This window comes from Pseudomonas sp. ABa2 (genome assembly GCF_056676075.1).
In genome coordinates this window covers 2,799,305-2,824,223 of sequence record NZ_CM155239.1, presented here as the reverse complement: position 1 = coordinate 2,824,223, position 24,919 = coordinate 2,799,305, and the positions used below count along the sequence as shown (strand labels likewise).

At 66.6% G+C, this 24,919-nt stretch carries 23 protein-coding genes; 13 read left to right on the top strand and 10 right to left on the bottom strand.

The window, feature by feature from the left end:
• Nucleotides 1–91 precede the first annotated feature (91 nt).
• Together AC1G9C_RS13675 and AC1G9C_RS13670 are read right to left on the bottom strand one after the other, a co-directional pair.
• A complete protein-coding gene (locus AC1G9C_RS13675; protein ID WP_480407853.1) occupies nucleotides 92–499 on the bottom strand; it encodes a PA2817 family protein in 408 nt (135 codons plus the stop codon).
• 153 nt (nucleotides 500–652) lie between these two features.
• Nucleotides 653–3,100, bottom strand: coding sequence for an acyl-CoA dehydrogenase (locus AC1G9C_RS13670; protein ID WP_480407852.1), 2,448 nt, complete (start codon nucleotides 3,098–3,100; stop codon nucleotides 653–655).
• Nucleotides 3,101–3,243: 143 nt separating this feature from the next.
• On the opposite strand from AC1G9C_RS13670, the gene AC1G9C_RS13665 reads away from it, so the two are divergent.
• From AC1G9C_RS13665 to AC1G9C_RS13645, 5 genes are all read left to right on the top strand, one after another.
• Nucleotides 3,244–3,906 carry a transglutaminase-like domain-containing protein gene (locus tag AC1G9C_RS13665; protein WP_480407851.1) on the top strand — a complete coding sequence of 221 codons (663 nt, stop codon included), beginning with the start codon at nucleotides 3,244–3,246 and terminating at the stop codon, nucleotides 3,904–3,906.
• Nucleotides 3,907–4,063: 157 nt separating this feature from the next.
• Nucleotides 4,064–4,996, top strand: coding sequence for an ABC transporter ATP-binding protein (locus AC1G9C_RS13660; protein ID WP_122107062.1), 933 nt, complete (start codon nucleotides 4,064–4,066; stop codon nucleotides 4,994–4,996).
• Nucleotides 4,993–5,787 carry an ABC transporter permease gene (locus AC1G9C_RS13655; protein WP_021442092.1) on the top strand — a complete coding sequence of 265 codons (795 nt, stop codon included), beginning with the start codon at nucleotides 4,993–4,995 and terminating at the stop codon, nucleotides 5,785–5,787. The genes AC1G9C_RS13660 and AC1G9C_RS13655 overlap by 4 nt, the downstream gene beginning before the upstream one ends.
• A 149-nt stretch (nucleotides 5,788–5,936) precedes the next feature.
• Nucleotides 5,937–6,953 (top strand): efflux RND transporter periplasmic adaptor subunit, encoded by a 1,017-nt coding sequence (locus AC1G9C_RS13650; RefSeq protein WP_480407850.1) that lies wholly within the window; start codon nucleotides 5,937–5,939, stop codon nucleotides 6,951–6,953.
• A 2-nt stretch (nucleotides 6,954–6,955) separates the two neighbouring features.
• Nucleotides 6,956–10,024, top strand: coding sequence for an efflux RND transporter permease subunit (locus AC1G9C_RS13645; RefSeq protein WP_480407849.1), 3,069 nt, complete (start codon nucleotides 6,956–6,958; stop codon nucleotides 10,022–10,024).
• A 92-nt stretch (nucleotides 10,025–10,116) separates the two neighbouring features.
• Here the strand turns inward: AC1G9C_RS13645 and AC1G9C_RS13640 are convergent, their stop codons facing one another.
• From AC1G9C_RS13640 to AC1G9C_RS13615, 6 genes are all read right to left on the bottom strand, one after another.
• Nucleotides 10,117–10,782 (bottom strand): response regulator transcription factor, encoded by a 666-nt coding sequence (locus AC1G9C_RS13640; RefSeq protein WP_021442089.1) that lies wholly within the window; start codon nucleotides 10,780–10,782, stop codon nucleotides 10,117–10,119.
• Between the two features lie 23 nt (nucleotides 10,783–10,805).
• The gene (locus tag AC1G9C_RS13635) at nucleotides 10,806–11,384 is read right to left on the bottom strand and encodes a PQQ-dependent catabolism-associated CXXCW motif protein (RefSeq protein WP_021442088.1); all 579 of its coding nucleotides are present in this window, start codon (nucleotides 11,382–11,384) and stop codon (nucleotides 10,806–10,808) included.
• A gap of 129 nt (nucleotides 11,385–11,513) precedes the next feature.
• Nucleotides 11,514–12,305, bottom strand: coding sequence for an ABC transporter permease (locus AC1G9C_RS13630; protein ID WP_480407848.1), 792 nt, complete (start codon nucleotides 12,303–12,305; stop codon nucleotides 11,514–11,516).
• The gene (locus tag AC1G9C_RS13625; RefSeq protein ID WP_480407847.1) at nucleotides 12,302–13,114 is read right to left on the bottom strand and encodes an ABC transporter ATP-binding protein; all 813 of its coding nucleotides are present in this window, start codon (nucleotides 13,112–13,114) and stop codon (nucleotides 12,302–12,304) included. Before AC1G9C_RS13625 ends, AC1G9C_RS13630 begins: the two co-directional genes overlap by 4 nt.
• The gene (locus AC1G9C_RS13620) at nucleotides 13,111–14,076 is read right to left on the bottom strand and encodes a YVTN family beta-propeller repeat protein (protein WP_480407846.1); all 966 of its coding nucleotides are present in this window, start codon (nucleotides 14,074–14,076) and stop codon (nucleotides 13,111–13,113) included. Before AC1G9C_RS13620 ends, AC1G9C_RS13625 begins: the two co-directional genes overlap by 4 nt.
• Before the next feature lie 70 nt (nucleotides 14,077–14,146).
• Nucleotides 14,147–15,322, bottom strand: coding sequence for an ABC transporter substrate-binding protein (locus AC1G9C_RS13615; protein ID WP_480407845.1), 1,176 nt, complete (start codon nucleotides 15,320–15,322; stop codon nucleotides 14,147–14,149).
• 158 nt (nucleotides 15,323–15,480) lie between these two features.
• Here AC1G9C_RS13615 and AC1G9C_RS13610 point away from each other — a divergent pair, with 158 nt between their 5' ends.
• From AC1G9C_RS13610 to AC1G9C_RS13595, 4 genes are all read left to right on the top strand, one after another.
• Entirely contained in the window at nucleotides 15,481–15,918 is a 438-nt protein-coding gene (locus AC1G9C_RS13610; protein WP_480407844.1) for a cupredoxin domain-containing protein, read from the top strand.
• Nucleotides 15,919–17,184, top strand: a complete 1,266-nt coding sequence (locus AC1G9C_RS13605; RefSeq protein WP_480407843.1) for a HAMP domain-containing sensor histidine kinase — start codon at nucleotides 15,919–15,921, stop codon at nucleotides 17,182–17,184.
• Nucleotides 17,181–17,831 (top strand): response regulator transcription factor, encoded by a 651-nt coding sequence (locus AC1G9C_RS13600; protein ID WP_480407842.1) that lies wholly within the window; start codon nucleotides 17,181–17,183, stop codon nucleotides 17,829–17,831. The genes AC1G9C_RS13605 and AC1G9C_RS13600 overlap by 4 nt, the downstream gene beginning before the upstream one ends.
• 224 nt (nucleotides 17,832–18,055) lie before the next feature.
• Complete coding sequence (locus AC1G9C_RS13595; protein WP_480407841.1) at nucleotides 18,056–18,460, top strand: GFA family protein; 405 nt, start codon at nucleotides 18,056–18,058, stop codon at nucleotides 18,458–18,460.
• A gap of 260 nt (nucleotides 18,461–18,720) precedes the next feature.
• On the opposite strand, the gene AC1G9C_RS13590 is transcribed toward AC1G9C_RS13595, so the two are convergent.
• Together AC1G9C_RS13590 and exaA are read right to left on the bottom strand one after the other, a co-directional pair.
• On the bottom strand, nucleotides 18,721–19,374 hold the full coding sequence (locus AC1G9C_RS13590; RefSeq protein WP_480407840.1) for a pentapeptide repeat-containing protein: 654 nt from the start codon (nucleotides 19,372–19,374) through the stop codon (nucleotides 18,721–18,723).
• A 105-nt stretch (nucleotides 19,375–19,479) separates the two neighbouring features.
• Nucleotides 19,480–21,342 (bottom strand): quinoprotein ethanol dehydrogenase, encoded by a 1,863-nt coding sequence (exaA, locus tag AC1G9C_RS13585; protein WP_480407839.1) that lies wholly within the window; start codon nucleotides 21,340–21,342, stop codon nucleotides 19,480–19,482.
• A gap of 289 nt (nucleotides 21,343–21,631) precedes the next feature.
• Between exaA and pedF the strand changes: the two genes are divergently transcribed.
• The 4 genes from pedF to AC1G9C_RS13565 all read left to right on the top strand — a co-directional run bounded on the left by pedF (nucleotide 21,632) and on the right by AC1G9C_RS13565 (nucleotide 24,906).
• On the top strand, nucleotides 21,632–22,051 hold the full coding sequence (gene pedF, locus AC1G9C_RS13580; protein ID WP_480407838.1) for a cytochrome c-550 PedF: 420 nt from the start codon (nucleotides 21,632–21,634) through the stop codon (nucleotides 22,049–22,051).
• Between the two features lie 148 nt (nucleotides 22,052–22,199).
• Complete coding sequence (locus tag AC1G9C_RS13575) at nucleotides 22,200–23,072, top strand: substrate-binding periplasmic protein (RefSeq protein ID WP_480407837.1); 873 nt, start codon at nucleotides 22,200–22,202, stop codon at nucleotides 23,070–23,072.
• A gap of 21 nt (nucleotides 23,073–23,093) precedes the next feature.
• Entirely contained in the window at nucleotides 23,094–23,843 is a 750-nt protein-coding gene (locus AC1G9C_RS13570; protein WP_480407836.1) for a quinoprotein dehydrogenase-associated SoxYZ-like carrier, read from the top strand.
• 136 nt (nucleotides 23,844–23,979) lie between these two features.
• Complete coding sequence (locus AC1G9C_RS13565; RefSeq protein WP_480407835.1) at nucleotides 23,980–24,906, top strand: quinoprotein relay system zinc metallohydrolase 1; 927 nt, start codon at nucleotides 23,980–23,982, stop codon at nucleotides 24,904–24,906.
• The last annotated feature ends 13 nt before the right edge of the window (nucleotides 24,907–24,919 follow it).

The following is a 24,919-nucleotide window of genomic DNA, read 5'->3' as shown; positions in this document are numbered from 1 at the left end:
CAATCATATGCCCTCGAACGGGTACTTTTAAATGCGCCCGTAGCGCTCCAACCCTGACTCCAGTTCCTTGATGGCGCGTGAAAGGGGCGATTCAGTGCCTGGGGCTGTCGGTGGACAGGGCCAGCAGCTGCTTTTCCTGGTTCCAGTCGAACGGCTCGTCGTTCTGCTCGGCCTCGAAGCGGCGCTCGTCGAGGGCCTGGTACAGGGCGATTTCCTCGTCGGGCATGAAGTGCAGGCAGTCGCCGCCGAAGAACCACAGCAGGTCGCGCGGCACCAGGTGGGCGATCTGCGGGTAGCGATGGAAGATCTGGCTGATCAGGTCCTGGCCCAGGTACTGGCTGGACATCGGGTCGCGCGGCAGCTCGGCGAGCAGCTCGTCGTAGCGCTCGAGAAACAGCGCGTGGCTGTCGTCCAGGACCTGCTCGGCTTCGCCCAGGGCGACCAGGATGCCGCGCAGATGGTTGAGCAGGGCGAGGTGGTGTTCGAGGTGGCTGGCCATGGTGCGATTCCTGTTGGGTAAAACGGGCGCAGGAGTATAGAGAGCCTGGCGCCCGCTGTCCCGTTTCACCGGGCCGTGGTCGCTGTATGCGTAGCCCGGATGAAATCCGGGAAATCCTGCACATCTCTCCCGGATTGCATCCGGGGTAGGGTGTTAGCGCACCTTGCCGCGGCCGAGCTTGAGTTCCTCCTTGGCGAAGTCGTCGACGTCGATCACCCGCCGGCGCGCCGCTTCGGCGGCCTGCAGGCGCTGGCCCGCCTCGCCGTCGAGCAGGCCGGTGGCGATGGCCGCGGTGATGGCATCCTGGCCGGGGGCCGGTTGCAGGCTGCCGTCCTTGAGCGCCTGCTGCAGGCGTTTGCGCGCATCGCGGCTGGCGTCGATCAGCTGCAGCGCGTGTTGCAGGGCGCCGACCGCATCCTGCTCGGCTTGCGGCCGGTAGCAGCCGGCAAGCAGCGCCTCCAGCGCCGGATCGCCGGCCGGACGGCCGAGAATCGCCGCCACTTCGGCGTCCAGCGCGTCGCTCGGGCCGCGGTGACGGCGGCCGAGGGGGAACACCAGGATCTTGAGCAGGCAGCCGAAGGCGCGATTGGGGAAGTTGGCCAGCAGCTCGGCCAGGGCCCGTTCGGCGTGGAACAGGTTTTCCTCCATGGCCCAGCGCACCAGCGGCTGCACGGCTTGCGGGTAGTCCAGGTCGTGGTAGCGCTTGAGCGCCGCCGAGCCCAGGTAGAGGTGGCTGAGCGCATCGCCCAGGCGCGCGGACAGGCGTTCGCGGCGCTTCAGCTCGCCGCCCAGCAGCATCATGCTGCTGTCGGCGCACAGGGCGAAGGCCGCGGCCAGGCGGCCGAGGGCGCGGAAGTAGGCTTGGCTGAGGTTGTCGCCGGGGGCCTGGCCGAAGCGCCCCAGGCTCAGGCCGAGCAGCAGGCTGCTGGCGGCGTTGCCGACGGCGAAGCCGATATGGCGCAGCAGCAGGGCATCGAACTCGGCCAGCGCCTGGTCCTTGTCGTCGCGCCCGGCCAGGGCCATTTCCGCGAGCACGTAGGGATGGCAGCGGATGGCGCCCTGGCCGAAGATCATCAGGTTGCGCGAGAGGATGTTGGCGCCTTCCACGGTGATGGAGATCGGCGCGCCTTGCCAGGCGCGGCCCAGGTAGTTGCTCGGGCCCATGATGATGCCCTTGCCGCCGTGCAGGTCCATGGCGTGGCTGACGCACTCGCGGCCGCGTTCGGTGAGGTGATACTTGAGGATGGCCGACAGCACCGAGGGCTTCTCGCCGAGGTCGACGGCACCGGCGGTGAGGATGCGCGCGCTGTCCATCAGCCAGGTGTTGCCGCCGATGCGCGCCAGGGCCTCCTGAATGCCTTCGAAGGCGGCCAGCGGCACGCCGAACTGTTCGCGGATCTGGCTGTACTGGCCGCTGACCAGGCTGGCGAGCTTGGCCGCACCGGTGCCGCCGGCGGGCAGGGAAATGGAACGACCGACCGACAGACAGTTCATCAGCATCATCCAGCCCTTGCCCAGGTACTCCTGGCCGCCGATCAGGTAATCGAGCGGGATGAACACGTCCTTGCCGCTGTTCGGCCCGTTCATGAAGGCAGCGCCCAGCGGCAGATGGCGACGGCCGATCTCCACCCCGGGGGTGTCGGTGGGCACCAGCGCCAGGCTGATGCCGAGGTCTTCCTCTTCGCCCAGCAGGTGCTCGGGGTCATAGGCCTTGAAGGCCAGGCCGAGCAGGGTGGCCACCGGCGCCAGGGTGATGTAGCGCTTCTCCCAGTTCAGGCGCAGGCCGATGACTTCCTCGCCGTGCCACTGGCCCTTGCAGACGATGCCGGTGTCCGGCATGGCGCCGGCGTCGGAGCCGGCCAGCGGGCCGGTGAGGGCGAAGCAGGGAATGTCCTCGCCGCTGGCCAGGCGCGGCAGATGGTGCTGGCGCTGCGCATCGGTGCCGTAGTGCAGCAGCAGTTCGGCCGGGCCCAGGGAGTTGGGCACCATCACGGTGGAGGCCAGGTCGCCGCAGCGGGTGGCCAGTTTCATCGCCACCTGCGAGTGGGCGTAGGCGGAGAAACCCTTGCCGCCGTATTGCTTGGGGATGATCAGGGCGAAGAAGCCGTGCTGCTTGATGTGCTGCCAGGCTTTTTCCGGCAGGTCCAGCTGCTGGCCGACCTGCCAGTCGTTGACCAGGGCGCAGAGTTCTTCGGTGGGGCCGTCGATAAAGGCCTGTTCCTCGTCCGTCAGCTGCGCCTTGGGGTAGGCCAGCAGCTTGTCCCAGTCGGGGCGGCCGCTGAACAGCTCGCCGTCCCACCACACGGTGCCGGCCTCAATGGCGTCACGCTCGGTATCCGACATCGGCGGCAGCACACGCTGGAACCAGGCGAACAGCGGGCCGCTGAACAGCTGGCGGCGCAGATCGACCAGCAGCACGAAGGCCGCCACGGCACCGGTGAGCGCCCACAGCAGCAGTTGCAACCAGCCCGGCACCGGGCTCAGCAGCGCCATGGCCAGCAGGTAGGCGGCGGTGATGCCCAGCGCGGGCAGGGCGGCGCTGCGGCTGTGGGCCAGGTAGGCCACGCCGAGCAGCAGGACCAGTAACCAGATAACGAGCATGTGTGTTCCTCCATGAGTGACAGCGGACGACGCCACGAGCTTAGTCGCGAATTGGCGGCAAGGCGGGGCAGCTTGGCCGGATCGCCGTTTTTATGGCGCGATCGGCGCGCTTAGACTGGGGCAAACCCTTGGGAGCACGACCCATGCAGACTTACCTGCAACCCGGCCGCTTCATTGACAGTGACCACCCTGCGCTAATCGAGTTCGCCGAGCGTTGGCGCGGCGCCGGGCGCGATCCGCGCGACCAGGCCGTGGCGCTGTACCGCGCGGTGCGCGACCAGGTCCGCTACAACCCCTATGTGTTCAGCCGCGAGCCGCAGACGCTGAAGGCCAGCCACGCGCTGCTCGCCGGCGAGTCCTACTGCGTGCCCAAGGCCAACCTGCTGGCGGCCTGCGCGCGGCATTGCGGTATCCCGGCGCGCATCGGCCTGGCCGACGTGCGCAATCACCTGTCGACGCCGCGCCTGCTGCAGTTGCTGCGCAGCGAGGTGTTCGCCATGCACGGCTACACCGAGCTGTATCTGGACGGGCGCTGGGTCAAGGCCACGCCGGCCTTCAACGAGGCGCTGTGCCGGGTGTTCAAGGTGGCGCCGCTGGAGTTCGACGGTGTCCACGACAGCGTCTTCCATCCCTATAACGACAAGGGCGAGCGCTATATGGAGTACCTGGTCGATCACGGCCAGTTCGCCGACTTGCCCGAGCAGCTGTTCTTCGACCACCTGCAGCGCTGCTATCCGCATCTGTTCGCCGCCGACGCGGCATTCATGAGCGGCGACATGCAGGCCGAGGCGGCTGCTATCGACTGAATCGATAGTCAAGATCGCCAGGGCGGGCTTTTCTCCGCGCGTCGGCCTGGGTAGGGTGCAGGTCGGCATGCGCCGATGGCCGCAACAACCGGTTGCAAATCGTCGCCCCTACCCCCATCTATGCTGACTCCACCCTAGCGCGGGAAACCCCATTTTCATGAGCTCCGCCCTGACCATCCGCCAGTTGACCAAGACCTATGGCAACGGCTTCCAGGCTCTGCACGGCATCGACCTGGACGTCGCCGAAGGCGACTTCTTCGCCTTGCTCGGCCCCAACGGCGCCGGCAAGTCCACCACCATCGGCATCCTCTCCACCCTGGTGAACAAGAGCGGCGGCACGGTCGAGGTGTTCGGCCACGACCTCGACCGCGAGCCGTCGGCGCTCAAGCGCTGCCTGGGCGTGGTGCCGCAGGAATTCAACTTCAACCAGTTCGAGAAGGTGTTCGACATCGTCGTCACCCAGGCCGGCTACTACGGCATTCCGCGCAGCATCGCCAAGGCACGCGCCGAGCAGTACCTGACCCAGCTGGGCCTGTGGGACAAGCGCAACGTTGCCTCGCGCGAGCTGTCCGGTGGCATGAAGCGCCGCCTGATGATCGCCCGCGCGCTGGTGCACCAGCCGCGCCTGCTGATCCTCGACGAACCCACCGCCGGGGTGGACATCGAGCTGCGCCGCTCGATGTGGAGCTTTCTCACCGAGCTGAACCAGCAGGGCATCACCATCATCCTCACCACCCACTACCTGGAGGAGGCCGAGCAGCTGTGCCGCCACATCGGCATCATCGACCACGGCCGCATCGTCGAACACAGCAGCATGAAGGACCTGCTGAAGAAGCTGCACGTCGAGACCTTCCTGCTCGACCTCAAGGACACCCACGCGGTGGCGCCGCAGCTGCAGGGCTACCCGGCGCGGCTGCTCGACGACCACACCCTGGAGGTGCAGGTGGAGAAGAGCCAGGGCCTCAATGCGCTGTTCCAGCAGTTGGCGCAGCAGCAGGTGGAGGTGCTCAGCCTGCGCAACAAGACCAATCGCCTGGAGGAGCTGTTCGTCTCCCTGGTGGAAAAGAACCTGGCCAAGGTGGCGCCATGAATACCCAGTACCTCAACAGCGAATTCGCCGCCAACCTGGTGGCCCTGCGCACCATCGTCCACCGCGAGGTGCGCCGTTTCCTGCGCATCTGGCCGCAGACCCTGCTGCCGCCGGCGATCACCATGGTTCTGTACTTCGTCATCTTCGGCAACCTGATCGGCCGGCAGATCGGCGACATGGGCGGCTTCAGCTATATGGAGTACATAGTGCCGGGGCTGATCATGATGTCGGTGATCACCAACAGCTACGGCAACGTGGTGTCGAGCTTCTTCGGCAGCAAGTTCCAGCGCAACGTCGAGGAGCTGCTAGTGTCGCCGGTGTCGCCGCACACCATCCTCGTCGGCTTCGTCGTCGGCGGCGTGCTGCGCGGCCTGGCGGTGGGCTTCATCGTCACCCTGCTGTCGCTGTTCTTCACCCACCTGCAGGTGCACCACCTGGGCGTGACGGTGCTGGTGGTGCTGCTGACCGCGACCATCTTCTCCCTGGGCGGCTTCGTCAACGCGGTGTTCGCGCGCAACTTCGACGACATCTCGATCATCCCCACCTTCGTCCTCACGCCTTTGACCTACCTGGGCGGGGTGTTCTATTCGATCACCCTGTTGCCGCCGTTCTGGCAGGCGGTGTCGATGGGCAACCCGATCCTGCATATGGTCAACGCCTTCCGCTACGGCATCCTCGGCGTGTCGGACATCCGCATCGGCGTGGCCATCGGTTTCATGCTGCTGGCCACTGCGGTGCTGTACACCCTGTGCATTCGCCTGCTGGTCAGCGGCCGCGGCATGCGTCAGTAAGGATTTCGCCAGAAGCGCTGGGCCGCGCCTGGCGAGGCCCCAGGCCGCCAGGGATGGCAGGCCGTAAAAACATAGGGAAATATCTTGCCCCGCTGTCATTGAGGGAGCAGAAGGTTAGACTCGGCTTATACATACAAGAGGGGTTGTATATGGCCGTGCTGCTGCGTTCCCTGCCACTGCTGTTGTCGGCGCTGCTGGCCGGTCAGGTGCTGGCCGCCGATGGACCGGTGGTGGAAGTGGTGCCGGTCAAGCAGATGGCGGTGCGCGACGAGCTGATCACCTTCGGCTCGCTGCGCTCCGACGAGTCGGTGATGATCCGCCCGGAAATCGAAGGGCGTCTGGCCGGCCTGCATTTTCGCGAGGGCCAGGCGGTGACCGCCGGCGACCTGCTGGTCAGCCTCGACGATGCCATCGCCCGTGCCGAGCTGGCCCAGGCGCGCGCCAACCTCGACCTCGCCGAGAAGAACTACCAGCGCGCGCAGATGCTGTTCCAGCGCGGCGCCAGCAATGCCCAGGCCCTCGACGAGGCGCAGAGCCAGTTGCAGGCCGCCCGCGCCAGCCAGGCGCTGGCCCAGGCGCGGCTCGACAAGACCCAGATCAAGGCGCCCTACGACGGCGTGCTCGGCCTGCGCCAGGCCAGCGTCGGCGACTACCTCAGCGCCGGGCAGAACATCGTCAACCTGGAAGTGCTCGACCCGCTGAAGGTCGACTTCCGCATCCCGCAGAAGGCCGTGGCCCAGGTACGCCTGGGGCAGACGGTGGAAATCAGCCTGGACACCTATCCGGGCGAGCGCTTCCAGGGCGAGATCTTCGCCATCAACCCGCGTCTGGACGAAGTCGGCCGCAGCCAGGCGATCCGCGCCCATATCGGCAACGACGACCGCCGTCTGCGCCCCGGCCAGTTCGTCCGCGTCTCGGTGATCCTCGCCGAGCGCCCCGAGGCGCTGGTGATTCCCGAGGAGGCGGTGATGCCGGTGGGCGAGCAGCTGCTGGTCAACCTGGTGGTGGACGGCAGCGTCGAGCAGCGCGAAGTGCGCCTGGGCAAGCGTTTCGACGGCCTGGTGGAGGTGCGCGAAGGCCTCGAAGGCGACGAGACGGTGATCAGCGCTGGCTGGCAGAAGGTGCGCCCGGGCCTGGCGGTGCGCAGCAAGAGCGGGGAGCGCTAGCGGTGATCCTCTCCGATATCTGCATCCGCCGGCCGGTGTTCGCCACCGTGCTGTCGCTGATCGTGGTGCTGCTCGGGCTGATGGCCTACGACCGCCTCAGCGTGCGCGAATACCCCAATATCGACGTACCCATCGTCACGGTGAACGTGATCTACCCCGGCGCCAGCCCGGAGATCATGGAGTCGCAGGTGGCGCAGCCGATCGAGGACGTGCTGTCCGGCATCGAGGGGCTGGATTTCGTCAGCTCCATCAGCCGCTCGGAAAATACCCAGATCACCGCCCAGTTCCGCCTCGGCAGCAATGCCGACGAGGCGGCCAACGACGTACGCGACCGTCTCGGCCGGGTGCGCGGTCTGCTGCCCGACGAGATCGACGAGCCCATAGTGCAGAAGGTCGAGGCCGACGCCCAGCCGGTGATCTGGATTGCCACCTACAGCGACCGCTACAACGCCATGGAGATCACCGACGTGCTGGAGCGGGTGATCAAGGATCGCCTGCAGACCATTCCCGGCGTGTCCGAGGTGCAGATTCGCGGCGCACGCACCTTCGCCATGCGCATCTGGCTCGACCCGGAGAAGCTCGCCGCGCACAACCTCACGGTGCAGGACGTGGAAGACGCCCTGCGCCGGCAGAACGTGGAGATTCCTGCCGGGCGCATCGAATCGCGCGAGCGCGAGTTCACCGTGCTGTCGGAAACCGACCTGAGCACGCCCGAGCAGTTCAACGAGCTGATTCTCGACGATTCGCAGGGTTACCTGCTGCGCCTGGCCGACGTCGGCCATGCCGAAATCGGCGCGCGCGACGAGCGCAGCGTGGTGCGCTTCAACGGTCGCCCGGCGGTGTCCATGGGCATGATCAAGCAGGCCACGGCCAACCCGCTGGACATCTCCGCCGGCCTCGAGGCGGCCCTGCCGGAGATCCGTGCGCTGCTGCCCGAGGGCATGCACATGACGGTGGCCAACGACAACTCGCTGTTCATCCGCGAGTCCATCGACAACGTCTTCATCACCATCTGGGAAGCGGTGGGGCTGGTCATCCTGATCATCTTCATCTTCCTCCGTTCGCTGCGCGCCACCATCATCCCGCTGGTGACCATCCCGGTGTCGCTGATCGGCGCCTTCGCCCTGATGAGCCTGATGGGCTTTTCCATCAACACCCTGACCCTGCTGGCCATGGTGCTGGCCATCGGCCTGGTGGTGGACGATGCCATCGTCATGCTGGAGAACATCCACCGCCATATCGAGGCGGGGATGAAACCCATGCAGGCGGCGTTCAAGGGCAGCCGCGAGATCGCCTTCGCGGTGATCGCCATGACCCTGACCCTGGCCGCGGTGTTCGCCCCGATCGGCTTCATGCAGGGCACCACGGGGAAACTCTTCACCGAGTTCGCCTGGACCCTGGCCGGCGCGGTGCTGGTGTCCGGTTTCGTCGCCCTGACCCTGACGCCGATGATGTGCGCGGTGCTGCTCAAGCCGCACCAGGCCGGCGAGCGCCACAGCCGGCTGTACAACCTGATCGAGAACTTCCTCAACGCTGTCACCTACAGCTACAAGCACAGCCTCGATAGTGCCCTGCGTACCTGGCCGCTGGTGCTCGGCGTGCTGCTGCTGGCCTTCGTGGTCTGCGCCTGGCTGTTCAACGGGCTGCGTTCGGAGCTGGCGCCGACCGAGGACACCGGCACCATAGTCGGGGTGTTCAACGGCCCGGACGGCGCCACCATCGACTACACCGCGCGCTACGCGCGGGAGGTGGAGGCCGCCTACGCGAGCATCGCGGAAACCAACCGCTACATGGTCATCGCCGGCTTCCCCACGGTGGCCCAGGGCATTTCCTTCATGAAGCTGGAGGACTGGGCGGATCGCAGCCGCAGCCAGTTCGAGATCCGCAACGAGCTGCTGCCCAAGCTGCAGGATATCGCCGGCATGCGCGTGTTCCCGGTCAACCGCCCGCCCCTGGGGCAGAGCGCGCGCAACCAGCCGATCAACCTGGTGATCCGCTCGTCGATGGAGTACGCCGAGCTGCAGGGCTACGTCGAGCAGCTGCTCGAGCGGGTGCGCGACTATCCGGGGCTGGAGAGCCTGGACAGCGACCTCAAGCTCAACACGCCGCAGCTCAAGGTGGCGGTCAATCGCGAGCAGGCGGTGGCGGTGGGCACCGATGTGGCGCTGATCGGCCGCAGCCTGGAAAGCCTGTTCGGCAGCCGCCAGGTGACCCGCTTCAAGCAGAGCGGCGAGCAGTACGACGTGCTGGTGCAGTTGCAGGACATCGACCGCAGCAACCCGCAGGACCTGGATCGGGTCTACGTGCGCGATCGCGAGGGCGGCATGGTGCAGCTGTCCAACCTGATCTCGGTGCGCGAGACCGTGGCGCCGCGCGAACTCAACCACTTCAACCAGCTGCGCGCGGTCACCGTCACCGCCAACGTCGGCAGCGGTTACACCCTGGGCGAGGCGCTGGACCATCTGGAGGCTGCCGCGCGCGAGGTATTCCCGCCCGACACCCAGTACGACTACACCGGCACCTCGCGCGACTTCAAGGAATCCAGCGCCGGCATCGCGCTGATCTTCGCCCTGGCCCTGGCCTTCATCTTCCTGGTGCTGGCGGCACAGTTCGAGAGCTTCAGCGACCCCCTGATCATCCTGTTCAGCGTGCCGCTGTCGATGGCCGGCGCCTTGCTCGCCCTGACCCTGTTCGGCGGCACCCTGAACATCTACTCGCAGATCGGCCTGGTGACCCTGATCGGCTTGATCACCAAGCACGGCATCCTCATCGTCGAGTTCGCCAATCACCTGCTGCGCGAGGGCAAGGAGCTGCGCGCCGCGGTGATCGAGGCGTCGGTGCAGCGCCTGCGGCCGATCCTGATGACCACCGGGGCCATGGTCCTCGGTTCGCTGCCGCTGGCCATCGCGACCGGCGCCGGCGCCGAGAGTCGCCAGCAGATCGGCCTGGTAATAGTCGGCGGGCTGCTGGTCGGCACCTTCTTCACCCTCTACGTGATTCCCACCCTGTACCTGCTGCTGCGCCGCTGGGCGCCGCTGCGGATGATCGACGAGGAGCCGGCCGTTTCGTAGCCCGGATGCCATCCGCGAGCGACCAGCGGGGCAGGAAGCGTCCCCGGATTGCCTCCGGGCCATCAGGTGTTAGGGCGTGCTGACGCCGCGGATCAGCGGCGCAGGTAGGCGGCGAAGTCGATGTCGCCGGCGGAGAGAATGGCCTGCACCCGGTTGTGCACGCCCAGCTTGCGCAGGATCGCCGAGACATGGGCTTTGACCGTGGTTTCGGCGATATCCAGGCTGTAGGCGATCTGCTTGTTCGACTCGCCCTTGGTCATGCGTTCGAGCACCAGCAGCTGCTTGCGTGTCAGCGCCTGCAGCAGCTCCGGCGGGATGCTGTGGTGGTCGGTGTGGTGGCGGTGGCCGCCGCTCTTCTGCGAGCGGATGATGTCCGGCGGCAGGTAGACGTTGCCGTCGAGGATCTGCGCGATGGCCTCGGTCATCTGCGCCCGCGGCGAGGACTTGGTGATGAAGCCCACCGCGCCGTAGGTGATGGCCTGCAGCACGATCTGCTTGTCCTGCTCGGCGGAGACGATCACCACCGGGATGGTAGGCGCCTCGTTGCGCAGGTTCATCAGCCCGCCCAGACCGTGCATGCCGGGCATGTTCAGGTCGAGCAGGATCAGGTCGAGATCGTCGTGCGCCTGGGTCAGTTCCAGGGCGCTGTCCAGGTCGGCGGTTTCCATGATCTCGCTGCCGGGGAAGCCGTCGGCGATGACGTTGTGGATGGCCTCGCGAAACAGCGGGTGGTCGTCGGCAATCAGAATCTTGTACATGGCCTTTCACCTCGTTGTTGTGATTATGGTGCGGCGTTGGGGATGAAGAAAGCGCCGGGCAGTTCGGCTGGCTGGGCGGGCACCAGGGGCAGGCCGGCCTGCTCCCAGGCGTCGATGCCGTCACGGTACCAGTACAGCTGGCGGTAGCCCAGGCGGTAGGCGCGGCGCGTGGCGTTCCAGCTCAGCCAGCAGTCGGAGCGGCAGTAGAACACCAGCGGCCAGTCCGGGTCGCCCTGGCTGGCGTTGCGCAGGTGCAGCTCGAAGTAGCGCTGCCAGCGCGGCTCGAGCCGGCCGTCGCCGGTGTTGGCCAGCCACAGGCTGCCGGGCAGGTTGGCGTGGGCCTCGTCCTCGACGAAGCGACCGTTCAACCAGGTGCGGCGGTAGACGTCGATCAGGCGGGTGTGCGGCTGTTCGCGCAGCAGGCGCTGCAGGGCCGGGGTGTCGAGGGTGCGCGCGCCGTCGAGGGCGGCCGGGGTGGGGCTGCGGTATTGCGTCTGGCGATAGCCGTCGGCGGCGAACAGGGCGACCTCGGCCAGCGTCACGGGCGCTAGCAGGCTGGTGCCGAGGAGCAGCCCCGCGTGCAGGGCAAGGCAGTGTTTCATGACCGTGGGCCTCTGTTCTTTTTATGCAGGTATTAGAGGCCCGGACTGCTGCGTTGGAAATTCTACGATGGAGAGCAAAAGCAGTACCAAAGTAGTAGAAGTCGTAATGGCCAGCGGCCAGAAGGTGGCTCAACCGGCCTTGCGCAGCGCCGCGTGCTGCGGGTTGAAGCTGGCCACGGCGAGCAGCGTCAGCAGCAGGGTCAGGCCGCTGCAGATCAGCAGCGCATCGAGGTGCAGGCGCAGGTACAGGGCGTTGCGCACCAGCTCCACGGCATGGGTGAAGGGGTTGAGCGCGCACAGCCAGTACAGCCACTCGCTGGATTCACGCATCTTCCACAGCGGGTAGAGCGCGGACGAGAGGAAGAACAGCGGGAAGATGACGAAATTCATCACCCCGGCGAAATTCTCCAGCTGACGGATGCCGTTGGACAGCAGCAGGCCCAGGGCACTGAGCAGCAGCGCCACCAAGAGCAGCGCCGGCAGGGCGGCGAGCAGGCCCCAGGCTGGCGGCTGCACGCCGTAGACCCAGGCGATGGCCAGAAAGGCATAGACCTGCAGCAGCGAGATCAGCGCCGTGGCCAGCAGCTTGGCGGCGAGCAGGAAGGCGCGCGGCAGCGGGCTGGTGAGCAGCACGCGCATGCTGCCCATCTCGCGGTCGTAGACCATCGCCAGCGAGCCCTGCATGCCGTTGAACAGCAGGATCATGCAGGCCAGGCCGGGCACTATGTAGGTGTCGTAGGTGATGTAGGTGTCGTAGGGCTCGATGATGGCGATGCCCAGCGCCGCCCGGAAACCGGCGGCGAATACCAACAGCCACAGCAGCGGCCGCACCAGGGCGCTGAGAAAGCGCGAGCGCTGCAGGATGAAGCGCAGCCATTCGCGCAGGACGATGCCGCGCAGGCAGTACCAGTAGGCGCTCATGCTTGTGGTTCCTCGGCGAGATGTTCGCGGCTGAAGCCGCTCCTAGGGGACTGGGCGTCCAGGTTCGGCCGAATCGCCTCGCGCACATAGCCGCGGCCGAGGGCCTCGTCGCCGGTCAGGCGGGCGAAGCTGGTGGCCAGGTCGCCGAACTCGGCGGCCTTGCCGCGGGCCACGGGCTCGCCGCGATGCAGGATCAGCAGCTCGTCGGCGGGCTCGATCTCGTCCAGCAGGTGGGTGGTCCACAGCACGCTCAGGCCCTGCTCGCGGCACAGGTTGCGCACATGCCGGCCGAGGGCCTGGCGGCTGGCCGGATCGAGCCCGGCGCTGGCCTCGTCGAGCAGCAGCAGGCGCGGCTGGTGCAGCAGGGCGCGGGCGATCTCCACGCGGCGGCGGTGGCCGCCATTGAGCGTGCGCACCTTGTCGTGACGACGCTCGGCGAGATCCTGGCGCAGCAGCTCTTCGTCGATACGCGCCTGCGCCTGGCGCCTGGGCATGCCGTGCAGGGCGGCGTGGTAGGCGAGGTTCTGCTGCACCGACAGGTCTAGATCCAGCGTGCTTTGCTGGAACACCACGCCAAGCTGGCGCAGCGCCTGGCGTGGCTCATCGCGCAGGCTGTGACCGAAGATGCGGATGTCGCCCTGCTGCAGCTCATACAGGCGGGTGAGCAGGGCGATCAGGGTGGACTTGCCGGCGCCGTTGGGGCCGAGCAGGGCGGCGAAGCGTCCGGGTGCCAGCTCGAAGGCCAGGTCGTTCAGCGCCTGGCGCGCCCCGTAGGCGAAGCCGACGCCGCTCACCTGCAGGGCGTTCATGGCGTCACCACCACGCCCCAGGGATAGCGGCCGACCTTGATCGACTTGCTCACCTTGAGCGAGTCGACATCGATCACCGACACATCGCCGCTGACCCCGTTGGTGGTCAGCAGGCGCTGCTGGTCCGGGGTAAAGGCCATATGCCAGACGCGCCGGCCCACCAGCAGGTAGTCGAGCACCTCGTAGCTCTGCGCATCGACCACCGCCACGTGGTTGGCCGGGCCGAGGGCGACGAAGGCGTACTTGCCGTCGTCACTGAGCTTGACCCCCACCGGCTGCACCTTGTCCGGGTGCACGCCCTTGATCGCGAAGCGCAGCACCTTGAGGATCTCGCGCGCCTCGACGTCCATCACCGTGACCGTGCCGCCGATCTCGGCCGAGGCCCACAGGCGCTTGCCGTCCTGGTCGAACTCGACATGGCGCGGGCGCTGGTCGACCAATGTGTTGTCCACCAGTTGCTGGGTGCTGGTGTCGATCCAGTGCAGCATGTTGGTGGTCTCGCTGGTGTTGACCGCCCACTTGCCGTCCGGGCTGACCGCCATGCCTTCGGGCTCGACGCCCACCTCGATCTGCGCCAGCACCTCGTCGCTCTGGGTGTCGACCACGGTGACCAGCGCATCGTCCTCGTTGGAGATGTACAGCCAGCGGTCGTTGCGGTGCAGGGCGAACTGCTCGGGGTCGGCGCCGGAGGGCAGCTCCTTGACGATCTGGCGCGTGGCCAGGTCCATCACCTGCACCCGGTCCGAATCGCTGGCGCAGATGTACAGCAGCTTGTTGTCGGAGGAGAGCAGCAGCCCGCGCGGGCGCATGCCGACGGCCAGGGTATCGGTGACCTCCAGCGTGTCCAGGTCGATCACGCTGATGCTGTCGTCCTTCTCGTTGGACACATAGGCGGTGGCGGCCAGGGCCGAGTGGCAGGCCAGGCCGAAGGCGACGGCGCAGGCGAGACGGGTAAGGCGCATGGGGTTGATCCTCTTTTTATGTGGTTTTTTGCCGGTGCGCACGGCGCACCCTAGGGTCGGGTGCGCACCATCAATTCGCGTTACCGGCCAGGTCGCAGCTCACTTCCGGGCGGTCGTAGCCGAGGCTGTCCATCTCGTTGCTGGGATGCAGGAAGCCGTCCTGCGGTGAGGTGCTGACCAGGGCGCGCGGGTGAACCAGTGGGATGGGTTGGCGCAGCTCGCCGTTCCACGGGCGGAAGCTCAGCTTGCGGCCCTTGAAGCCGTCCAGCGGCAGTTGTTCGTTCAGCAGTAGGCGGCGGATGGCCTGCGGCTCGGCGGCGCGCTGCTTGGTGATGGCCGTGGCCAGGCTGCGCACAGCCATCCAGGCGGCGAAGTCGCGGTCGTTCATCCAGCGCCCGGCCAGTGCCTCGAAGCGCTTCTGCAGTTGCGCGGCGCCGAAGGTCTCCACGCTCTTGTGCCAGGCGGTCGGGGTCAGGCCCTGGGTGCCGGCCACCGGGCGCGGGTACCAGGTGTTGTAGGGCAGGTACTCGCCGAAGTCGCCGCGCTCGTCGGCCACCAGCACCACGTCGTACTCGCTGGCCTGGGTGAACAGCGGCATCTCCGCCTGGGCGCTGCGGCGCTGGTCGTTGTCGAAGCTCCAGGGCTTCTCCGCGACGATTTTGTGGCCGAAGCGCTTGGCCGCACGCTTGAGCGCGTCGGCGTAGGCGAGGTCGCCCTCGGTATTGCCGGTCACCAGCAGCCAGCGCGTCCATTTGCGCACGGCGAGAAACTGCGCCAGGGCATCGGCCAGCATGGCGCGGCTGGGCAGGGTGTGCAGCAGGTTGCCCAGGCACTGTTCGCGGCGCAGGCCATCGTCGGCGCTGCCGGCGTTGAGCAGCAGGCTGTCGGGCAGGCGCTGGCTGAGCTGGCGCAGGGTCGCGGCGGGGGCGTTGACCACAAATAGGCGAATGCCTTGCGCATGCAGGTCATCGGCCGTGGTCAGTAGAGTCGCCGCATCCTCGCTCTCGGCTGCCTCGAGGCTGTAGCTCTGCTTGAGAAAACGCCCGGTGCTGTTGCTGTCGGCGATCGCCAGCTCGGCGCCGCGTCGGCCGGCATCGGTTGGTTCGGGGATGACGTTGGACAGCAGCGGGCCGCGCGGCGGCAGGTGGGCCAGGTAGCCGATGCGTATCTGCAGGTCGCTGGCACAGGCAGCGCCGGCGCAGAGCAGGGCGAGAACTAGCAGGGCGGACTGGCGAATCTGGCGCATGGGGCGGCTCCCGGTCGGATGGCCCCAGCATAGGAACAGCCCCCGTCTCGGGAAATATGCCCAAAGTACCAGTGCGCCGGTACCAAGGTAGTAAACCGCAAAGGTCGCCCGCTCCCTAGCATGGTCACCAGGCTCATAAAAACAACAGGTGAACCCCCATGCGCATTATCAAAGTCCTTACGCTGCCGCTGCTGCTGATCCTCAGCCTGCTCGGCGTCGACAGCCTGCACGCCGCCGGCGATATGACCCGCCGGCCGGTCGCCTTGCCCGACCTGGTGCTGGGCAGCGAGGAAAGCGACTACGCCATGTCGCAGCGCGAGTACCAGCTGCAGACCGGCCAGGCCTACCAGCTCAAGATCATCGCCAGCGGGCAAAAGGAGTACGCCTTCCAGGCGCCCGAGTTCGCCACGTCCATCTACCTGCGCAAGGTCGAGGCCGGCGGCGTGGAGATCAAGGCGGTGACCCTCACCGAGCTGGAGTTCGAGGACGCCGGCGAGGCGGAGATCTTCTTCCTGCCGGTCAAACCGGGCAAATACCGCTTCTACGCCAAGGGCCTGGAAGGCAAGGGCATGCTCGGTCATTTCGTGGTCAAGTAGATGACCGCCCTCGGTCGCATCAACTTCGGCGTCAGCCTGCTGTTCGCGCTGGTGACCCTGGCCGGCTTGGCGCTGCTGCTGCGCCAGGCCAGCCACGATGTGCGCCGCGAGTTGCTGGCGGCCGAGGCGGTGGTCGAGTACCTGGGCGAAGTGGCGCGCAACAACCCGGCCAGCCTGCGCCCCGAACTGACCGACAACCTGCGGCATATCCGCGTGAACTGGCTGCGCCCGGGCGAGCCGGTCGACCCGCAGACGGGCAGCGGCCTGCCGCAGTGGGTCGCCCGGCAGCTGCTGGAGCCGACCCTGCTGGTGGCCGACGTCTGGCCGCTGGACGATGGCCGCGAACTGCGCATCGCCCTCGATCCGTCCGACGAGATCGAGGAAATCCAGGATTCGCTGCTGCAACTGCTGCTGCTCAGCGCCTTCGCCCTGGCCCTGAGCCTGCTGACCATTCGCTTCGCCGTACGCCGCGGCCTGCGCGTGCTCGACGAGCTGCTGGCCGCCCTGAGCCAGGTCGGCGCCGGCCACTTCGACACCCGCCTGCACCACCATGGCCTGGCCGAGGCGCAGCGCCTGGCCGGCCACTTCAACGCCATGGCCACCACCCTGCAGCAGGTGCAGGCGGACAACGCCGAGCTGACCCAGGCGCTGCTGGAGCTGCAGGAGCGCGAGCGCGCCCACCTCGGCCAGACCCTGCACGACGACCTCGGCCAGTACCTCAGTGGTATCCGCGCCCAGGCCTGCCTGCTCAAGGTGATCGCCGAGCGGCCGCAGCAGGTGCAGGACACCGCGCGCCTGCTGGACGACAACTGCGAGCGCCTGCAGCAGGGCTTTCGCCGCCTGATCCGCGACCTCTATCCGGTGGTGCTGGAACGCCTGGAACTGGGCCCGGCCTTGCAGCAACTGGCCGCCGACTGGCAGCAGGCGCAAGGCACTCGCTGCCGCTTGCAACTGGGCGAGCAGTTGCCGAGCTTGCCGCTGGCGAGCAAGGCCCATCTCTATCGGCTGGTGCAGGAGGCGCTGACCAACGTCGCCCGGCATGCCGACGCCAGCGAAGTGCGCATCCGTTTGCAGCGACGCGGTCAGGGGCTGCGCCTGCTGGTGCGTGACAACGGTCGCGGTACGGCTTTGCCGCTGCGCCCCGGCATCGGCCTGCGCTCGATGCGTGAACGCAGCCGCAGCCTCGGTGGCGAACTGCGCCTGCATAGCCGGCCGCAAGCGGGCTGGGCGCTGTGCCTGAACATTCCTCTGGAGGCGATGCGATGAAGGTGCTACTGGTGGACGATCACGCCGTGGTGCGCCAGGGCTACGCCAGCCTGCTGCGTGCCCTGTTGCCGGAGGTGCAATTGCGCGAGGCCAGCGATGGTGAACAGGCCCTGCAGCGGGTGCAGGAAGAGATACCCAACCTGGTGATCATGGATATTGGCCTGCCCGGCATCAGCGGCCTGGAAACCACCCGCCGCCTGCGCCAGCGCCTGCCGCAACTGCGCGTGCTGTTCTTCAGCATGCACGACGAACTGCCCCTGGTACGCCAGGCGCTGGACGCCGGCGCCATCGGCTACCTGACCAAGAACTCGTCGCCGGAAGTGCTGGTGGAGGCAGTACGCCGCACCGCCGCCGGCCACGCCTATATCGAACAGCAACTGGCCACCCAGCTCGCCTGCAACCCCACCAGCAGCGACGGCCTCGACCCTCGCCTGCGCGAACTGACTCAGCGCGAGTTCGAAATATTCGTCATGCTCGCCCGCGGCCTGCCACCGAGGCAGATCGCCGAGAAGCTGTGCATCAGCGGCAAGACCCTGTCCAACTACCAGACCTTGGTAAAGAACAAATTGCGGATCGCCTCGCAGGCCGAGTTGGTGCATCTGGCTATCGACAGTGGGGTGGTCAGGGTGGGGTTGGAGAGTGCCTGAGAGGGTGAGGGCGGCCGCATTGGCTTGTCTGTTAATTGAGCGCACTGTCACCGCCGGCCCAGTTGTGTAGCCCGGATGAAATCCGGGATGTCTTGGCTGGTAGTTCTCGCATTTCGTCCGGGTTACGTCTCCGGTGCCTTCGTTGAGTCCTTCACTTGATGCCATGCAACGGGCTAAAGTCCCACGCCTGATTTGGCATTCTCCCAATGGTAGTGAGGTTCGCAATGCACGCTGGCAGTTGTTTGTGCGGTTCCGTTCAGTATCTGATTCGTGGCGAGCTTGGCAGTGCAGTGTTCTGTCATTGCGCCCGTTGCCGCAAGGCCAACGGTTCGGCCTTTGCGGTCAATGCCGCGGTGGCGGAGGCCGATTTCGAGGTCTCGCAGGGACAGACCTTGCTCAAGTCGTTCAGCACCGCCGAGGGCGTACATCGACTGTTCTGCGGGGAGTGCGGCTCACCTATCGTCAGCAAGCGCGACAGCATGCCTGGCGTTCTGCGTCTGCGCGTTGGCACGCTCGATACACCCATCGGCGATTCCCGGCCCAATGCGCATATCTTCGTTGCATCGAAGGCCGAATGGGACGAGATCCATGATGAGTTGCCGCAGTTCGCCGAGCGGCCCGTTTCGTAACGGATGAAGTCTGGGGGTAACCCCGCGGCTCATGCGGGTAATTATCTGCCGCTTTTTAGGAGCTGACTTGCCCGCGATCTGTTCGAGAGCCAAGGCAACGCCAGCGAGTAGCCCGGGCATTCTCTTGCCTGCGGTGGATGAAAAAAGCGTCATCCACCCTGCGCAAGGGCTGAGTAGAGTGGACAACGCGAAGCTTGTCCACCAAGCACCCGACCAGCCCACTCGCAAGAAACTGACCCAGCCTAGCGTTGCGTCGCGTTTCAATCCCAGCCCTGCGGACATTGCACGCACCCCGGCATATTGGCGTCCTGAAAGTTGCCGAAGCGGATGCGGGCGCCGCTGAGGTTGGCGTTCTCCAGATTGGAGCCGGCCAGTTTCACTTCCTGCAGGTTGGCGTCTTGCAGATGTGCGCCCTTGAGGTCGGCCTTGCTCAGCCAGGTCATTTCCAGGTTGGCGGCCTGCAGCTGGACGTTGTGCAGCTTGGCGCCGGAGAGGCGGGCGAACTCCAGGTTGGCGGCGCGCATGTCGGCGCCTTCGAACTGCGCGGCCTGGGCGAACAGGCCCCAGCCGTTGATGGCCACCAGGCTGGCGCCGGACAGGTCGGCCAGGCGCAGGTTGCTCTGTTGCAGGCTGGCGCGGTTGAGCTTGGCGCCGCGCAGCTTGGCCTGTTCCAGATTGGCCAGGTCGAGGTTGACGTGGCGCAGGTCCGCGCCGGACAGGTCGGCGCCGGAAAGATTCATGCGGCGCATGTCCAGGTTGCGCAGGTCGGCGCCGCGCAGGTTGGCGTTGGGGCATTGGCTGTCGGGTTCGATGCGGCAGCCGTTGATCTGCGGCACGCCGTCGCTCTCGGCGCCGATGGCGTGGCTGCCGATGACCAGTAGCAGCACCGGGATAAGCAGAGGCAGGTAGTTCATGGCGAGTCCTCGGGGGGATTGTCTGATTCGCTTGATTCGCGGCTGAAGCCGCTCCTACGGACCAAAGCGCATGGCGCACCCAGAGGTGCGCCATGCGCTGGGCCATCAGCGTTTGGCGCTGGCCTTGTCCCAACTCGGCAGCTTGAACACCCAGAAGGAACCGCCCTGGGCGACCGGCTTGGTCAGCTCGGCCATGTCGCCGCCCCACAGCGGTACGGCGCCGCCGTAACCGGCGGTCACGCCGATGTACTGCTCGCCGTCCTGTTCCCAGGTAACGGGCGGGGAGATGATCCCGGTGCCAACTTGGAACTTCCACAGCTCCTTGCCGTTCTTGGCGTCGAAGGCCTTGAAGTAGCCGTCGCCGGTGCCGGTGAACACCAGGTTGCCCTTGGTGGCGAGGACACCGGCCCACAGCGGCAGGCGCTCCTTGTGTTCCCAGGCGACCTGGCCGGTGGTCGGGTTCATCGCGCGCAGGATGCCGACGTGGTCGTCGTACAGACGCTTGATGCGAAAGCCCATGCCCAGGTAGGCGGAGCCTTTTTTGTAGGTGGCTTCCTCGGCCCAGTAGTCCTCCTTCCAGTGGTTGGCCGGGACGTAGAACAGACCGGTGTCCTGGCTGTAGGCCATGGGGTTCCAGTTCTTGCCGCCGAGGAAGGGCGGGGAAACCTCGACCACTTCACCCTTGCTTTCGCCCGGCTTGGGCTTGGGCGGACGCTGGCCTTCGACTTCCACCGGGCGACCGGTTTCCAGGTCGATGTGGCTGGCCCAGGTGATCTTGTCGACGAAGGGGAAGGCGTTCTTCAGTTTGCCGTTGGCGCGGTCGACCACGTAGAAGAAGCCGTTGCGGTCGGCGTGGGCGGTGGCCTTGGTGACCTTGCCGTCCTTGTCCTTGTAGTCGAACAGCACCAGCTCGTTGTTGCCGGAGAAGTCCCAGGCATCGTTGGGGGTGTGCTGGTAGAACCACTTCACCTCGCCGGTGGTCGCGTCCACACCGACCTGGCCCGAGGTGTACAGGCTGTCGTAGTCCTTGGGGTCGCCACCGTCGCTGGTACGCGCCCAGCCGTTCCACGGCGCCGGGTTGCCGGCGCCGATGATGATGGTGTTGGTCTCGGCATCGAAGCTCGCGCTCTGCCACGGCGCGCCGCCGCCCTGGCTCCATGCTTCCTTCTTGCCGGTCGGGTGGTTGGGATCATCCGGCCAGCTCGGCGCTTTCACGTCGCCGGTCGGGGTGCTGTCCTTGCCGTTCAGGCGGCCCATATGGCCCTCGACGAAGGGGCGCATCCAGACTTCTTCACCGGTATCCGGGTCGCGGGCGAACAGCTTGCCGACCACGCCGAACTCGTCACCGGAGCTGCCGTGAATCAGCAGCACCTTGCCGCTCTTGCCGTCCTTCACGATGGTCGGCGCACCGGTCATGGTGTAGCCGGCGGCGTGGTCGCCGAACTTCTTGTTCCAGACCACCTTGCCGGTGTCCTTGTTCAGCGCCACTACGCGGGCGTCGAGGGTGCCGAAGTAGATCTTGTCGCCGTAGATGGCGGCGCCGCGGTTGACCACGTCGCAGCAGGGGCGGATGTCGTCGGGCAGGCGATGGCTGTAGGTCCACAGGCGCTTGCCGGTCTTGGCGTCGAGGGCGAACACCCGCGAGTAGGAGCCGGTCACGTAGACCACGCCGTCGTGGATGATGGCCTGGGACTCCTGGCCGCGCTGCTTCTCGTCACCGAAGGAGTAACTCCAGGCCGGGGCGAGCTTGAACACGTTGTCGGCGTTCACCTGAGCCAGCGGGCTCCAGCGCTGGGCGTTGGTGCCCATGCCGTACTGCAGCACGTTGCTGGTGGTGCGGTGGTCGTTGGCGATGTCGTCCCAGGTGACCGGCTTGGCCTGCAGCCCCTGGCTCAGCGCCAGGCCGCCGGCCAGCATCAGGGCAAGCGCCAGGGGACGCGGGGTGCTGGGTAGGTTTCTTGTTGTCATGGTTGTGCTTCCCGTTGAAGAAAGTGATCGCCGCAGTGGCAAGTCGATGGTGGTACCCGGCCACCCTGGCGCCTACGGAAAAACTCCCGCCTTTGCCGGGAGGATTTCCCGATCGGCCCATGACTTGGCCTTGCTTCCAAGGCATCGCCAACACCCCCTCACAAGCCCTACTACCAAGGGATTAGAACGCGACCACCAAAGCAGCATTCGGCGTCTTGCGCGGCCTTTCTAAGATGGCCCCACGAGCTCCGTACGAGCCGTCTTGCGTGCATTCGATGAGGTCCTAGCCATGAACAAGAAACTCAATTCCACCCTGGCCCTGGTGCTGCTGGCCGCATCCACCCAGCTCTGGGCGCATGGCGACGTGGTACCGCAGGCGGTCAACACCGAAGGCCTGGAGCCGCTGGGCGAGGAATGGCTGGAGGAGAACCCCTACCGCGACAACCCGCGCGCCATCGAGATCGGCGCCTCGGCCTACAACCAGAATTGCGCCGCCTGCCACGGCCTGGAAGCCAAATCCGGCGGTATCGCCCCGGACCTGCGCCTGCTCGAGCTGGGCGCCATGGGTGACGAATGGTTCAAGGAGCGGGTAATCAACGGGGCGGTGCGCGATGGCCGCGTGTACATGCCGAAGATGGCCGACTTCCTCAGTCAGGAAGCCCTGTGGGCGGTGCGTACCTACCTGGAGAGCGTGCACGTCGAGGAGTAAGAGCTTGATGATAAATCTGCTGCGCTCGGCAGGTCGCGCTTCGGCGGTGCTCGCAATGCTCATGTATTTCAATACACTCCGCTTGCTGCGCTCCGGCGAAACGCGACCTGCCTTCGCTCGCGACGATTTCTTCACCATCTCTAGGAGCATGCGCCGGCTGATCCTGTTGTGCGGCCTGCTGCTGTGCCTGGGCACGGCGCAGGCGCAGGTGCGCGACTTCGATCACATCAACGAGTCCGGCACCCTGCGCGTGGCGCTGTACCAGAACTTCCCGCCCTACAGCTACGAGCAGGACGGCCAGCCCCGTGGTGTCGACTACGAGCTGGCGCAGGCGCTCGCCAAGGGCCTGGGGCTGCGACTCGAGCTGATCTGGGCGCCGCCGGGCGAGAAGCTCGACGACGACCTGCGCGACTATATCTGGCGCGGCCGCGTCACCGCGCAGGGTGAGCTGGCCGACCTGATGTTGCGCGTGCCCTACGACCGCGAGTTTTCCTACAAGCGTAACGAGCTGGGCGAGCTGATCAACGAACTGGTGGTGATGTTCGGCCCCTACCAGCGCGAACGCTGGCAACTGGCGCATGACCGCCGCCGGCTGGCCGAGGTACCGAGCATCGCCGTGCTGCGTCAACATCCGGTGGGGGTGGAGGTGGAGAGCGTGCCCTCGTTCTACCTCAGCTCGGTGCAGGGCGGCATGCTCGGCAAGCAGACCCATCACTACCCGACGCCGCAGCTGGCCTTCGCCGCCATGCGGGCCGGCGAGGTGGACGCGGTGATGGCGCTGCGTGGCGAGGTGGACTGGCTGCTGCACGAAGCCGGCGACCCGCAGCTGGCGCTGGCGGAGAACGCCTACCCGGACATGGGCCGGCAGATCTGGGAGATCGGCATGGCGGTGCACGAAAGCAATCGGCAACTGGCCTATGCGGTCGAGGAACAGCTGGAAAACCTGATTCTCGATGGCTCGCTCGAGCGTCTCTATGCGCGCTATGGGCTGCGCTACGAGAAGCCTGAACAGTACCAATAGGGCGCGAGCCGGAGGTGGGCGATGGATTGGCGGACCCTGGTGTTGCTGGCCCTCTTTGCCTGGGCCTGGGAAGCGCGGGCGCAGCCCGCCGATCCGGTCACCTCGGTGATGTGGGATTACTACCACCAGCGCCTGCTGAATGGCGAGCCTTTCGTCTTCGACGACAAGGTTCGCCTCGAGGTGCCGCCTTTTGCCGAGGATGCACGCCAGGTGCCGATCCAGATCGACGCCAGCGCTTACCGCGGCAAGGTCAAGCGCATCCTGGCCTGGGCCGAACTCAATCCCATCCCGCGAATTGTCGATTTCACCCCCGGCGCGCAGCTGGAGCCGAGCCTGGCCATCCGCATTCGCGTCGAGCAGGCCACGCCGATCCGCGCCGCGGTGCTCACCGACGATGGCCTCTGGCATGTCGGTTCGGCCCGCATCGAAGCCGCGGGCGGCGGCTGCACGGCGCCCAGCGTGGTGCGCGCCGAGGCCGGTTGGGAAGAGCGCCTGGGCCAGGTGCTGGGCAAGCGCTTCGTGCGCGGCGAGGGCAGCCGCCTGCGCCTGCAGGTCGCGCACCCGATGGACAACGGCCTGGTCGACGGCATCCCCGAGTTCTATATCGAACAGGCCGAGCTGCGCGGGGAGGGCGGCCAGGTGTTGGGGCGCATCGAGCTGTTTCCGGCGGTCAGCGAGAACCCGACGCTGAGCTTCGATCTGAACGGCAATCGGCACGCCGAGCTGTGGCTGCGCGACAACAATGGCAACGAATTCCAGGCCGCGTTCTAACCAGGGCTCCATACGTCGTGAAATGCCGCGGCGCGACGCAGCGTTGGGCTTCGCGGCGCTCAGCGCCAAGCTACCGACGAACGCTGCAGTGGAGTCCACCGGAATACGCGGTGGCTGGGATTACAGGGGGAAGACCATGCGCTGGATGCTGTTGCTGTTAGTCCTGGCCACTGGCCTGGCTCACGCCGAGTTGAACTACCAGCTGCAACCCCGACAGATCGCCGATGGCGTCTGGCTGGTGGAGGGCAGCACCGACAATTTCGCGCCGGATAACGGCGGCAATATCCTCAACGTCGGCTTTATCGAAACCGCTGACGGCGTGCTGGTGATCGACAGCGGCCCCTCGCGTCGTTACGGCGAGGCGCTGCGCCAGAGCATCGAGAAAACCACCGGCAAGCCGGTGGTGCGCGTGCTGCTGACCCACCATCACCCCGATCATGCGCTGGGCAACCAGGCCTTCGCCGATGTGCCCATCGCGGCGCTGCCTGAGACCACAAGGTTGTTGGCCGAGCAGGGCGATGCCATGGCGGAGAACATGTACCGCCTGGTGGGCGACTGGATGCGCGGCACCGAGGTGGTATTGCCCACCGAGGACCTGCACGAAGGCGCGCTGGAAATCGGCGGCCGGCGCCTGCAGCTGCTGGCGCTGCGCGGCCATACCGGCGCCGACCTGGCGATTCTCGACGAGCGCACGGGCGTGCTGTTCGCCGGCGATCTGCTGTTCTACCAGCGCGCATTGACCACGCCGAACAGCCCCGGGCTGGACGTCTGGCTGGCCGATCTGGATCGCCTCGAAGCGCTGCCCTGGCAGCAGATCGTGCCCGGCCATGGCCCCGTCGCCACGGACGCGGCGCCCTTCGCCCAGATGCGCGACTACCTGGGCTGGCTCGATGGGCTGCTGCGCGACGGGGCGGAGCAGGGCGCGGAGATGAACGAGCTGATCCGCGCGCCCATCCCGGAGCGCTTCGCCCAGGTCAGCCTGAGTCGCTACGAGCTGATCCGCAGCGTCAGCCACCTCTACCCGCGTTACGAGCGCAACGCCATGGGGCGGGTGGATCGGTAGGGGGCGTCGCGCG

Coding starts and splice junctions, on each gene's coding strand:
- AC1G9C_RS13675 (WP_480407853.1), bottom strand. CDS start 499: ATGGCCAGCCACCTCGAACACCACCTCGCCCTGCTCAACCATCTGCGC.
- AC1G9C_RS13670 (WP_480407852.1), bottom strand. CDS start 3,100: ATGCTCGTTATCTGGTTACTGGTCCTGCTGCTCGGCGTGGCCTACCTG.
- AC1G9C_RS13665 (WP_480407851.1), top strand. CDS start 3,244: ATGCAGACTTACCTGCAACCCGGCCGCTTCATTGACAGTGACCACCCT.
- AC1G9C_RS13660 (WP_122107062.1), top strand. CDS start 4,064: ATGAGCTCCGCCCTGACCATCCGCCAGTTGACCAAGACCTATGGCAAC.
- AC1G9C_RS13655 (WP_021442092.1), top strand. CDS start 4,993: ATGAATACCCAGTACCTCAACAGCGAATTCGCCGCCAACCTGGTGGCC.
- AC1G9C_RS13650 (WP_480407850.1), top strand. CDS start 5,937: ATGGCCGTGCTGCTGCGTTCCCTGCCACTGCTGTTGTCGGCGCTGCTG.
- AC1G9C_RS13640 (WP_021442089.1), bottom strand. CDS start 10,782: ATGTACAAGATTCTGATTGCCGACGACCACCCGCTGTTTCGCGAGGCC.
- AC1G9C_RS13635 (WP_021442088.1), bottom strand. CDS start 11,384: ATGAAACACTGCCTTGCCCTGCACGCGGGGCTGCTCCTCGGCACCAGC.
- AC1G9C_RS13630 (WP_480407848.1), bottom strand. CDS start 12,305: ATGAGCGCCTACTGGTACTGCCTGCGCGGCATCGTCCTGCGCGAATGG.
- AC1G9C_RS13625 (WP_480407847.1), bottom strand. CDS start 13,114: ATGAACGCCCTGCAGGTGAGCGGCGTCGGCTTCGCCTACGGGGCGCGC.
- AC1G9C_RS13620 (WP_480407846.1), bottom strand. CDS start 14,076: ATGCGCCTTACCCGTCTCGCCTGCGCCGTCGCCTTCGGCCTGGCCTGC.
- AC1G9C_RS13615 (WP_480407845.1), bottom strand. CDS start 15,322: ATGCGCCAGATTCGCCAGTCCGCCCTGCTAGTTCTCGCCCTGCTCTGC.
- AC1G9C_RS13610 (WP_480407844.1), top strand. CDS start 15,481: ATGCGCATTATCAAAGTCCTTACGCTGCCGCTGCTGCTGATCCTCAGC.
- AC1G9C_RS13605 (WP_480407843.1), top strand. CDS start 15,919: ATGACCGCCCTCGGTCGCATCAACTTCGGCGTCAGCCTGCTGTTCGCG.
- AC1G9C_RS13600 (WP_480407842.1), top strand. CDS start 17,181: ATGAAGGTGCTACTGGTGGACGATCACGCCGTGGTGCGCCAGGGCTAC.
- AC1G9C_RS13595 (WP_480407841.1), top strand. CDS start 18,056: ATGCACGCTGGCAGTTGTTTGTGCGGTTCCGTTCAGTATCTGATTCGT.
- AC1G9C_RS13590 (WP_480407840.1), bottom strand. CDS start 19,374: ATGAACTACCTGCCTCTGCTTATCCCGGTGCTGCTACTGGTCATCGGC.
- exaA (WP_480407839.1), bottom strand. CDS start 21,342: ATGACAACAAGAAACCTACCCAGCACCCCGCGTCCCCTGGCGCTTGCC.
- pedF (WP_480407838.1), top strand. CDS start 21,632: ATGAACAAGAAACTCAATTCCACCCTGGCCCTGGTGCTGCTGGCCGCA.
- AC1G9C_RS13575 (WP_480407837.1), top strand. CDS start 22,200: ATGCGCCGGCTGATCCTGTTGTGCGGCCTGCTGCTGTGCCTGGGCACG.
- AC1G9C_RS13570 (WP_480407836.1), top strand. CDS start 23,094: ATGGATTGGCGGACCCTGGTGTTGCTGGCCCTCTTTGCCTGGGCCTGG.
- AC1G9C_RS13565 (WP_480407835.1), top strand. CDS start 23,980: ATGCGCTGGATGCTGTTGCTGTTAGTCCTGGCCACTGGCCTGGCTCAC.